Origin of the sequence: Enterobacter sp. LM3, from assembly GCF_046622475.1 — a bacterium.
Lineage (GTDB): Bacteria > Pseudomonadota > Gammaproteobacteria > Enterobacterales > Enterobacteriaceae > Enterobacter > Enterobacter cloacae_P.
Genome location: NZ_JBJURN010000006.1, coordinates 70,556 through 81,678, shown reverse-complemented (window position 1 = coordinate 81,678; position 11,123 = coordinate 70,556). Strand labels below are relative to the sequence as shown.

Genomic DNA, 11,123 nt, shown 5'->3' with positions numbered 1-11,123 from the left:
ACATGGAGATTAACTCAATCTAGAGGGTATTAATAATGAATCGTACTAAACTGGTACTGGGCGCGGTAATCCTGGGTTCTACTCTGCTGGCAGGTTGCTCCAGCAACGCTAAAATCGATCAGCTGTCTTCTGACGTTCAGACTCTGAACGCTAAAGTTGACCAGCTGAGCAACGACGTGAACGCAATGCGTTCCGACGTTCAGGCTGCTAAAGACGACGCAGCTCGCGCTAACCAGCGTCTGGACAACCAGGCTACTAAATACCGTAAGTAATAGTACCTGTTAATAAAATGGCGCACATTGTGCGCCATTTTTTTTGTCTGCGTCAAACCGCTACTGCGTGACCTTCTCTCCCCCGCCTTCGGCAACCGCAGCGGACACCCGGCTGTTCTGTACCGACAACACATTATTGCTGGCCGATGTGTCAGTCCCTGCCGACACGGCGACCGGGATCCCCGCCCGACGTGACAAGGCTTTATCAATAAGCGCTTTATCACTACCCGACTGAGAAACAAACGACGCGAAATCGGCGGAATGGGTGATTGGTGTGATCTGTGGGTTTTCCCCCTCAATCTGCGCCAGCGGACGGTGAACTTCAATATAGCGCTTACCATCCGGCTCGACGGAGAACTTCACCGGCTCATTGATAATCTGTACCCGGGTGCCGACGCGCGCCTGCCCGAACAATGCTTTGATATCCGGTGCGTTCATGCGCATGCAACCCGAACTGACCCGTAAACCCACGCTGTCCGGCGCACTGGTACCGTGGATAAGATATTCACCATGCCCCACACCTAAACGCAGCGCAAAACGTCCTAGCGGGTTATTTGGCCCTGCCGGTACAACTGGCGGCAATTTAATTCCCTGCTCCAGAGAGCGCGCTCTGATGCCTGGTGTTGGTGTCCAGGTTGGATTCGGGATTTTCTGGCTTACGTGGGTGATCGTCACCGGGGTTTCCAGCCCCTGCTTCCCTATACCGAGCGGAAAGACCTGAACAATCTTTTCCCCCGGTGGGAAGTAATAGAGCCGGAGCTCAGCCAGGTTCACGACAATACCCTCACGCGGCGTGTCCGGCAGCAGCATCTGGGATGGAATGATGATAGTGGTGCCCGGGGCAGGATCCACCGGCGCAATGGTATTATTTGTTTCCAGGATAAGTTGTGCTGCAGTATTAAACCGACGGGCAATAGTCTGCAGTTTATTGTCTCCTTCCTGAATCGTGTAGGTTTGGTTTTGCCCAATCAGGCGGCTGCCCGCTGGCGGCAATGGATAGTCCACCGCCCAGGCTGAATTAAGAGCACCGAGAGAACTGAGGAGTAATAGAGTTATTAGAGACGCGCGCTTCATGCTGAGATTCCTTATTCACTGGCAGAATGCCAGAAAGCTGAAAAACCAGCGAGGCGGGAGCCACCTCGCGAAACAGAATGAATGCTGTCCTGTAAGTCTAGCTAATGATTGCAGCTTTGGAGCGAATTGCGCGAATCATCGCTTCCAGCCCCTGGGAACGGGATGGGGTAAGGTGTTGCGTCAGCGCCATTTTTTCAAACCAGGGGCGGACATCAAACGCGACAATGTCCTGCGCCGACATCTGGTGATACAGAATGAACACGATGGCGATAAGCCCTTTCACAATCGCCGCGTCGCTGTCGCCCTGTAGCTCAATGACGCCATCGTTATTCGTCTGCATTATGATCCACACCTGGCTCTGGCAGCCCTGGATCATATTCTCCGGGTTATGTGCCTCTTCGCTGAGCGTCGGCAAACGCTGCCCCAGCTCAATAATATAGAGATACTTTTCTTCCCAGTTTGCGCAACGACTGAAGTTACGCAGCAATTTATCTTTATCCGGCAACGCTGCCATCTTGTGCCTCTCCGTTAGCCCAGCAACTGGTGAATGCGTTTTAGCCCCGCCACCAGCCTGTCGACCTCTTCCATTGTGTTATACATCACCAACGATGCACGGCACATCGCCGGAACCTGGTAAAACGCCATCAGCGGCATGGCGCAGTGATGTCCGGTACGTACCGCAACGCCGTAGTTATCGAGGAAGCTGCCCACATCAAAGGCATGGTGTTTCCCGAGATTAAACGCGATTACGCCCTGTCGGGTGGCCGGGCCATACAGGGTCAAATCTGGCACGCTGGCAAGCTCCTGCAGCGCGTAGTGCATCAGCAGCTGTTCATACTCCTGAATGGCGTCAAGGCCAACAGACGAGATATAAGCAATGGCCGCCCCCAGCCCGATAATACCGCCCGTGTTCGGCGTACCCGCCTCAAAACGCCACGGCGCACGTGCGTAAGTCGTCCCCTCCGACAGGCTGACGGTGGCAATCATTGAACCGCCTCCTTCCCACGGCGGCATAGCCTGCAGGATAGCGTCCTTAACATACAGCACGCCGATCCCCGTCGGCCCATAAAGCTTATGGCCGGAGAAGACGTAGAAATCGCAATCCAGCGCTTGCACGTCCACCGCGTGGTGCATCACCGCCTGTGCGCCATCAATCAGCACTTTCGCACCGGCCTGGTGGGCTTTTTCGATAATCTCTGCCACCGGGTTTTCAGTCCCCAGCACGTTTGAAACCTGGGTAACGGCCACCAGCCGGGTACGCACGTCGAGCAACACATCCAGCTGTTCCAGCTTTAACGTTCCGTCTTCGTTCAGTGGGATCACCCGCAGCTGTGCGCCAACACGCTCACACAGCATCTGCCAGGGAACGATATTGGCATGGTGCTCCATCTGGGTGATGATGATGTTATCGCCCGCGTGAACCTGTGCGTTGCCCCAGCTGTTGGCGACCAGGTTGATCCCTTCGGTTGTACCCCGCACAAACACCAGCTCTTCCGGCGAGCGGGCGTTGAGGAAGGCGGCAATTTGGGTACGCACGTTCTCCATACGCTGGGTCGCCTCTGCGCTCAGCGTATGAATACCGCGATGCACGGCGGCGTAGCCGTGGCGGTAGAACTCGGCCTCCGCATCCACCACCTGATTCGGTTTCTGCGCGCTGGCCGCACTGTCGAGATAGGCCAGCGGCAAACCGTTCACTTCACGGGTCAGCACCGGAAAATCTGCCCGTACTTTCTCTACGGGGAAACTCATACTTCGCCTCCAGGCAGACGCTGGCCAATACGCGTCAGCACCTGCTGTTTAAGTGCGCCATCGGAGAGCGCTTCCGTCAGTTCTGCGGCAAACGCATAGATGATCATCTTCTGCGCCGCCTGCTTGTCGATACCCCGGGAACGTAGATAGAACATCTGTTCGTCGTCAATCCGCCCAACCGTTGCGCCGTGGCTACACTTCACGTCGTCGGCATAGATCTCCAGCTGCGGTTTGGTATCCACTTCTGCCAGACGCCCCAACAGAAGATTGTTGTTGGTCATCTGCCCGTCAGTTTTGATGGCGTGCTGCGCCACGTTAATCAGGCCATTAAACACCGCGCGCCCTTTATCGCTGACGATGGTTTTATGCAGCTGACGGCTGTTGCAGTAGCCTTTGTTGTGCTCAAGCCAGGTACGCGTGTCACACACTTCCGATTTGACCGGCATTGCCAGGCTGTTGATACGCAGCGTCGTATTTTCACCGTTGAGCTGCGTGCTGGTGTTGTGGCGCAGCACGCCCCCTCCCAGCAGGAAACTGTGGCTGTATGCGGTGGCATCTGGCCCCAGCAACAGATCGTTATGGGCAAAGTGATGGCTTGCCGGGTTTTCAAACGCCAGCTTGATGTGGTGAAGATGCGCACTGGCGGCCACGTCCATCGTCAGCCTTGTACCGGTAAAATGACGAATAGCATTGAGGCTGGCGTAATGCTCAATCACCGTCGCCTCGGCTCCCTCCGCCAGCTCAAGATGGTGGCGATAGTGCGCGATGTTGATCTCCTCGCCGTCCAGCCCCTGAGTGATATGCATCAGCAACAGCGGTTTTTCCGGGCGCTGGTTACGCCTCACGCGGATATGCGTCACAGACTGCGCCAGGCTTTCGGTAAGGTGCAGGAAGACCTCCGGCTGCACCGGTGCAGACAGGTGCTGGCGTTCGTCATTCACGACGACGTCAAAACCGCTGTGTTGTGTCTCGTCGCTCAGTTCCGGGCGGAACACACCGTCGACAAAGACCAGACGTACCGCATCCACGCTCAGCGCCAGCGCATCACGCACGGAGGCACTGACATCCGCCAGACGCGTCACAAACTGAGCGTTCAGCAGGCCTTCAAGCGGCGTGTATTTCCAGTCTTCATGCTTACGCGTGGGCAGGCCCAGACGCAGCATCTGCTGCAGATGCTGTTGCGCCTGTTCGGATCGCGTTTCACCCTGCGCTTCAAACAAGCGGTGCCATTGCTGGAGTGCATTACTGCTGTTCGGTAAGCCAGCCATAGCCCTGCTCCTCCAGTTGTTTAACCAGCGTGAAATCGCCGGATTTCACAATACGCCCCTGGTAAAGCACATGAACGTAGTCTGGTTTGATGTAGTCAAGAATACGCTGGTAGTGGGTGACGATAATGAACGACCGTTTGCCGTCGCGCAGGGAGTTAACACCATCCGCAACTATTTTCAGGGCGTCGATATCCAGACCAGAGTCAGTCTCATCAAGAATGCACAGTTCCGGCTCCAGCACCGCCATTTGCAGAATATCGTTGCGCTTTTTCTCACCGCCGGAGAAACCGACGTTGACCGAGCGGGTCAGCAGATCTTCCGGCATTTTCAGCAGCTTGATCTTCTCTTCCATCAGATCCTGGAAGTCAAAGCGATCCAGCGCTTCCAGACCGCGATATTTGCGCACCGCATTCAGCGCCGTTTGCAGGAAGAACTGGTTACTGACGCCTGGAATTTCTACCGGATACTGGAAGGCCATAAAAATGCCCTCTCCCGCCCGGTCTTCCGGAGACATCTCCAGCAGATCTTTACCGTTAAACTCGACTGACCCGTTTGTCACTTCGTAATCTTCACGTCCTGCCAGCGTCGCCGAAAGCGTACTTTTCCCGGACCCATTTGGCCCCATAATGGCGTGAACTTCACCCGGCTTGACGTCAAAATTGAGGCCACGCAGGATCTCTTTATCTTCCACACTGACCTGTAACTCTTTAATACTTAACATGTGCTTTCCTTAACCGACGCTGTGTTCAAGACTAATGGCGAGGAGTTTCTGAGCTTCAACGGCAAATTCCAGCGGCAGTTCAGAGAACACATCCTTACAGAAGCCGTTCACAATCATAGAGATGGCATCTTCTTCGCTGATCCCGCGCTGCAGGCAGTAGAAGAGCTGGTCTTCTCCAATACGCGACGTCGTCGCTTCGTGTTCAAGCTGGGCACTGTTGTTACGGCACTCCACATACGGGAAGGTATGTGCGCCGCAGTCTGCGCCAATCAGCATGGAGTCACACTGGGTAAAGTTACGGGCATTGGTCGCCGTCGGCATGATTTTGACCAGCCCACGATAGCTGTTCTGGCTATGTCCGGCGGAAATGCCTTTTGAGATGATGGTCGACCGGGTGTTTTTACCGATGTGGATCATCTTGGTGCCGGTATCCGCCTGTTGATAGCCGCTGGTCAGCGCCACCGAGTAAAATTCACCGATGGAGTTATCCCCGCGCAGAATGCAGCTCGGGTATTTCCAGGTGATGGCAGAGCCGGTTTCCGACTGGGTCCAGGACATTTTGCTGTTTTCACCTTCACACAACGCTCGCTTGGTGACGAAGTTCAAAATGCCGCCCGTGTTGCCATCACCAGGGAACCAGTTTTGCACCGTGGAATATTTCACCTCGGCATCTTTATGAATGATGACTTCGACCACCGCCGCGTGAAGCTGGTAGCTGTCACGAACCGGGGCAGAACACCCTTCGATGTAGCTGACGTAGCTGCCTTCGTCCGCCACCAGGATGGTGCGTTCGAACTGACCGGTTTTTTCAGCATTAATGCGGAAATAGGTCGACAGCTCCATCGGGCAGCGCACGCCTTTTGGCACATAGATGAAGGTGCCATCAGAGGCCACCGCCGCGTTGAGTGCGGCAAAGAAATTATCGTTACCCGGCACGACGGTCCCGAGGTACTTTTTCACCAGATCAGGGTGATCGTGGATAGCTTCACCGAAGGAACAGAAAATGATGCCCTGTTCTGCCAGCTTCTCGCGATACGTGGTCGCCACCGACACGGAGTCAAAAATGGCATCCACCGCCACCTCTTTACCTTCACGAACCGGTACGCCGAGCTGATTAAACGCCTCTTCCACCTCTTTGCTCAGGAAGCTGTTTTCCGCCCCGGTTTGCTGTACCGCACCGGGCTGTGAGGCGCAGGTATCATCACAACTGCCGCAGGATGGCGCGGAGTAGTAGCTATAGTCCTGGTAATTCAGCTTGTCATAGTGCGCTTTCAGCCAGTGCGGCTCTTCCATCTCCAGCCAGGCACGGAAGGCATTCAGGCGGAATTCAAGCATCCACTCCGGCTCGTGGCGCTTGGCGGAAATCGCCCGCACGACATCTTCGTTAATGCCTTTCGCCAGTTCATCGGTCTGCAGCTGCGTGAAGAACCCCTCTTTGTAGTTAAGGTGTCCGCCGCTCCAGGTGTTCACATCATCAGTTGCTTCAGTATTACGAGACATAGCACCGCCTATACCCCAAAGCTTTCGCCGCAGCCGCATTCATTCTGGGCTTTCGGGTTATGAAATTTGAATAACTGGTTTAAGCCTTCGCGTACGTAATCCACTTCGGTGCCATCAATAAATGGCATCGCCTGGAGTGCGACGTACAATCTGGCTCCTTCGGTTTCAAAGACCAGATCGTCTTTCTCCGCCTGAGTGACGGTATCCAGCACATACCCAAAGCCCGCGCAGCCGGTTTGCTTAACACCTAAACGCAATCCCAGAATGTCTGGATTTTTCGCCACCAGCTCGTGGATATGCGCCGCAGCCGCTGGCGTTAGCGTTAAGCCGCGCCAGGCAAAGTCGGCAGGATTGAAGGTTTCTGAATGCAGTTCCATAGTTCCACCTCATCTGTTGAGCCACCAGGGCATAACATCATGTTAGTGATAACGATTATCACTTCAACCCCTTGCGAGCAGGGGCTTTCGGCTAAATCGCCCTTTCTGGCTGCTTTTATTAAGCATAGACCTTGTCAGGCGAAGCTGACGGGATGGATTTAATTGTTCAATGCATTGATAAATAATGCATTTATCAACAGAGATCGCCGAGGTCAGATGCAAATTAAAATATGCATCGGAAATGCCTATTTTTAAGATAGATTTTGAGACACCTGCGAACGTGTCATCGTCAATTCTGACGAGCAGTCTGACGACGACACCCTCCCGCCACAGATAACCCCTTATAAAACAAGAAAAGAAAATTTGGCACGTATCCTGCTTACTTGCGTTTACGGGACTGGGTTACCCAGTTAACTATCGCTTCATTTCTTAACAGGTCTGTTATTGATGAAAAAAATCGCAAGCGTCTGCCCCTATTGTGGTGCGGGCTGCAAATTAAATCTTGTCGTTGAAAATAACCGTATTCTCCGTGCCGAAGCAGCAGAGGGCGTGACAAACCAGGGAACCCTGTGTCTGAAAGGCTTTTACGGCTGGGATTTTCTCAACGATACCCGCCTGCTCACCCCCCGCCTGACGCAACCGATGATCCGCTACCACAAAGGCGAAGCATTCACACCCGTCACCTGGGAAGAGGCTATCCGCTATACCGCCCACAGGCTCAACGCCATCAAAACAGAGTTTGGCCCACGCTCAATTATGACCACCGGCTCCTCCAGAGGGACAGGTAATGAAACAAACTATGTGATGCAAAAATTTGCCCGCGCGGTGCTTAACACCAATAACGTGGATTGCTGCGCCCGCGTCTGCCACGGCCCTTCCGTTGCGGGTCTGCAGGAAACACTTGGTAATGGCGCGATGAGTAATTCAATAAACGATATTGAAAACTCAAAATGCCTGCTGGTATTTGGCTACAACTGCGCAGATTCTCACCCCATCGTCGCCCGGCGCGTGCTGAAAGCCCGTGAGAATGGCGCAAAAATCATTGTTTGCGATCCGCGACGTATTGAAACCGCCCGCATTGCCGATCAGCATCTGCAGCTGAAAAACGGCAGCAATATGGCGCTGGTCAATGCCTTTGGCTACGTGCTGCTGGAAGAAGAGTTGTACGACAAAAACTACGTCGCACGTTTCACTGAGGGGCTTGAGGCCTACCGGCAGACAATTAAAGATTATGCTCCCGAGAACGTCGAACACCTGACCGGTATTCCGGCCCGCGACATTCGCCAGGCGATGCGTACGTTCGCGGCGGCACCTTCCGCCACCGTTATGTGGGGCATGGGCGTTACGCAGTTTGGCCAGGCCGTGGATGTGGTAAAAGGCCTCTCCAGCCTGGCGCTGCTGACCGGTAACCTGGGACGTCCAGCGGTAGGCGTCGGGCCTGTGCGCGGGCAGAATAATGTACAGGGAGCGTGTGACATGGGCGTTTTGCCCAACATGTTCCCCGGCTATCAGGACGTGACCGACCCGGCGGTCAGGCAGAAATTTGCCGATGCCTGGGGAATAGACGTGAACAAGATGGACGATCGCGTCGGAACACGCATCACCGAAGTCCCGCACCTTGCGCTGGAAGGTAAGGTCAAAGCCTATTACATCATGGGGGAAGATCCGCTTCAGACCGAAGCCGATCTGGGCCTGGTACGCAGCGGTTTCGGGGCGCTCGATTTTGTGGTCGTACAGGACATCTTCATGACCAAGACCGCTGAAGTGGCGGACGTACTGCTTCCGGCGACCTCCTGGGGCGAACATGGCGGTGTCTTTACCTGTGCCGATCGCGGCTTCCAGCGTTTCGGGAAAGCGATTGAGGCCAGCGGTAACGTGAAGCGCGACTGGGAAATCATCAGCCTGCTGGCAACGGAGATGGGCTACCCGATGCATTACGAATCTAACCAGCAGATCTGGGATGAAATGCGCGAGCTGTGCCCGCTGTTCTACGGCGTGACGTATGAAAAAATGGGTGAGATGGGCCATGTTCAGTGGCCGTGTCCAACGCTCGACCATCCAGGTACCCCGTATTTATACAAAGACAATCAGTTCGACACGCCTTCCGGCAAAGGCCAGCTCTTTGCCGCCGCCTGGCGCGCTCCGGCTGAGACGCCGGATGAAGACTATCCGCTGGTGCTCTGCACGGTGCGCGAAGTTGGACACTACTCCTGCCGGTCAATGACCGGAAACTGTGCCGCGCTACAAAGCCTGGCCGACGAACCGGGCCGGGTACAGATGAACCCAGCCGATGCGAACAAACTGGGCATTGCTGACGGTCAGCTGGTGTGGGTGCGCTCACGTCGTGGCAAAGTCATCACGCGCGCCAGCATCAGTGAACGCATCAACGTCGGTGCGGTCTATATGACTTATCAATGGTGGATTGGTGCCTGTAACGAACTGACACAGGATAATCTCGACCCAATCTCCAAAACGCCGGAAACAAAATACTGTGCGGTTCAACTGGAGGCGATCGAAGACCAGCGCTGGGCGGAGGACTTTGCGGCCTCAGCGTATCAAACCATGAAGACGCGGTTGATCAGTGCGGTGAATATCTGATGGCACTGCCGGGTAAGGTATAACGCTTACCCGGCAACACTGCTCTACTCCAGCCCCTTCTCTTTTGCTTCCACCTCGCGATACCAGCGCGGATGGTGTTTCTTCGCCCAGCGACGGCTGACCTTACCTTCAATCATTCCCTTGATCGATCCTTTTACCCAAAACGCCATATACACATGAATAAGGATGGCGTGGATCAGAATGATGGCGGCGGTTGCGTGGATCAGTAAGCTCCAGCGCACCACCTTCACTGGGAAATGGTGGGCAAAATAAGGCCGCCAGATAATCACCCCGGTCGCCAGCAACACGAAGATCATACTCATGATGCTCCAGAACATCATTTTCTGCCCGGCATTGTACTTACCAACATCCGCCACCTTATGCTCATTGCCTTTCAGCACCTCAACAATCCCCTTCACCCAGGGAATATCCTGTTTATCCGGGATGTTGTGATGTACGAAACGCACAAACATAAACATCAGCGCAAAGAAGATCAGCACGCCAAAAAAAGGATGCAGAATACGCCCCATCTGCGGCGTGCCGAAGGTTTCGGTTAGCCATTGCAGCGTCGGGAAAAAGAGCGCAATACCGGAGAGGGCAACCAGAAAGAAGCAGATCACCACCGTCCAGTGGCAGGCACGGTCGATAAACGTCGTGCGCTGGATCATGATACGTTTACTCATGGTCGTTCTCCTCTTCGTCGTCATCCGTCTCCTTGTTTGGCCCCACACCGATGTAGTGATAAACCAGCCCGGCAAAAGTAGCGATAAAACCAGCGGCAGAAAGCGGTTTGAGTACTCCTTTCCACAGATTAACCGGCACATCAATTTTCGGTTCAACTGGCAGGTTGTGATACAGCTCAGGCTGGTCGGCGTGGTGCAGCACATACATCACGTGAGTCCCGCCCACACCCTGCGGGTTATAGACCCCCGCCTGACCATAACCGCGTTTTTTCAACTGCACCACGCGGGATTCGCCCAGCTCCAGCATCTCTTTTTTGGTACCGAAATGAATAGCCCCCGTCGGACAAGTTTTAACGCAGGCAGGCTCCTGCCCGACGCTGACCCGGTCGACACAAAGGGTGCATTTGTAGACGCGATTATCATCCGGATTAAGACGCGGAATATTGAATGGACAGCCCGCGATGCAGTAGCCGCAGCCAATACAGTGTTCCGACTGGAAATCGACAATCCCGTTGGCATACTGAATAATTGCCCCCGCAGACGGACAGGCTTTCAGACAACCCGGTTCGGCACAGTGCATACAGCCGTCCTTGCGGATCAACCACTCCAGTTTGTCGTTTTGCGTGGTTTCGCTAAAGCGCATTACCGTCCAGGATTTGGCGCTCAAATCCATCGGGTTATCATAGACCCCCTCGCAGTAACCCACCTCATCGCGGATATCGTTCCATTCCGAACAGGCCACCTGACACCCCTTACAACCAATGCAGATGGACACATCGATGAGCTTTGCCACTTCCGCTTTGAAATCGCGAACCCGCGGCGGAGGCGTCAGACCGCTGGTTGCCGAGCGTTTGATAATATCTTGTGATTGCATGGACATA

At 54.6% G+C, this 11,123-nt stretch carries 11 protein-coding genes; 2 read left to right on the top strand and 9 right to left on the bottom strand.

Translation table 11 applies throughout. The annotated features are described in order from the left end of the window. Nucleotides 1–35 precede the first annotated feature (35 nt). The gene (gene lpp / locus ACJ9N4_RS09260) at nt 36–272 is read left to right on the top strand and encodes a murein lipoprotein Lpp (protein ID WP_001082307.1); all 237 of its coding nucleotides are present in this window, start codon (nt 36–38) and stop codon (nt 270–272) included. A 60-nt stretch (nt 273–332) separates the two neighbouring features. Here lpp and ACJ9N4_RS09255 read toward each other — a convergent pair whose 3' ends face one another. The 7 genes from ACJ9N4_RS09255 to sufA all read right to left on the bottom strand — a co-directional run bounded on the left by ACJ9N4_RS09255 (nt 333) and on the right by sufA (nt 6,961). Further along, the gene (locus ACJ9N4_RS09255; protein ID WP_182271182.1) at nt 333–1,346 is read right to left on the bottom strand and encodes a L,D-transpeptidase family protein; all 1,014 of its coding nucleotides are present in this window, start codon (nt 1,344–1,346) and stop codon (nt 333–335) included. 97 nt (nt 1,347–1,443) lie between these two features. Next, entirely contained in the window at nt 1,444–1,860 is a 417-nt protein-coding gene (sufE, locus tag ACJ9N4_RS09250; protein ID WP_182271181.1) for a cysteine desulfuration protein SufE, read from the bottom strand. A gap of 14 nt (nt 1,861–1,874) precedes the next feature. Continuing rightward, nucleotides 1,875–3,095, bottom strand: coding sequence for a cysteine desulfurase SufS (gene sufS / locus ACJ9N4_RS09245; RefSeq protein WP_182271180.1), 1,221 nt, complete (start codon nt 3,093–3,095; stop codon nt 1,875–1,877). Next, nucleotides 3,092–4,363: a Fe-S cluster assembly protein SufD gene (sufD, locus tag ACJ9N4_RS09240; protein WP_411500416.1), complete on the bottom strand. Its 1,272-nt coding sequence runs from the start codon at nt 4,361–4,363 to the stop codon at nt 3,092–3,094. Before sufD ends, sufS begins: the two co-directional genes overlap by 4 nt. After that, complete coding sequence (sufC, locus tag ACJ9N4_RS09235) at nt 4,338–5,084, bottom strand: Fe-S cluster assembly ATPase SufC (RefSeq protein WP_182271178.1); 747 nt, start codon at nt 5,082–5,084, stop codon at nt 4,338–4,340. The genes sufD and sufC overlap by 26 nt, the downstream gene beginning before the upstream one ends. A gap of 9 nt (nt 5,085–5,093) precedes the next feature. Continuing rightward, a complete protein-coding gene (sufB, locus tag ACJ9N4_RS09230; protein ID WP_196391197.1) occupies nt 5,094–6,584 on the bottom strand; it encodes a Fe-S cluster assembly protein SufB in 1,491 nt (496 codons plus the stop codon). A gap of 8 nt (nt 6,585–6,592) precedes the next feature. Then, complete coding sequence (gene sufA, locus ACJ9N4_RS09225) at nt 6,593–6,961, bottom strand: Fe-S cluster assembly scaffold SufA (protein ID WP_182271176.1); 369 nt, start codon at nt 6,959–6,961, stop codon at nt 6,593–6,595. Nucleotides 6,962–7,408: 447 nt separating this feature from the next. Here sufA and fdhF point away from each other — a divergent pair, with 447 nt between their 5' ends. After that, nucleotides 7,409–9,559 (top strand): formate dehydrogenase subunit alpha, encoded by a 2,151-nt coding sequence (fdhF, locus tag ACJ9N4_RS09220; protein WP_182918558.1) that lies wholly within the window; start codon nt 7,409–7,411, stop codon nt 9,557–9,559. Nucleotides 9,560–9,603: 44 nt separating this feature from the next. Here the strand turns inward: fdhF and fdnI are convergent, their stop codons facing one another. Both fdnI and fdxH read right to left on the bottom strand, forming a co-directional pair. Continuing rightward, on the bottom strand, nt 9,604–10,242 hold the full coding sequence (fdnI, locus tag ACJ9N4_RS09215; RefSeq protein ID WP_182271174.1) for a formate dehydrogenase-N subunit gamma: 639 nt from the start codon (nt 10,240–10,242) through the stop codon (nt 9,604–9,606). Then, nucleotides 10,235–11,122: a formate dehydrogenase subunit beta gene (gene fdxH, locus ACJ9N4_RS09210; protein WP_411500415.1), complete on the bottom strand. Its 888-nt coding sequence runs from the start codon at nt 11,120–11,122 to the stop codon at nt 10,235–10,237. Before fdxH ends, fdnI begins: the two co-directional genes overlap by 8 nt. Nucleotide 11,123 lies beyond the last annotated feature (1 nt).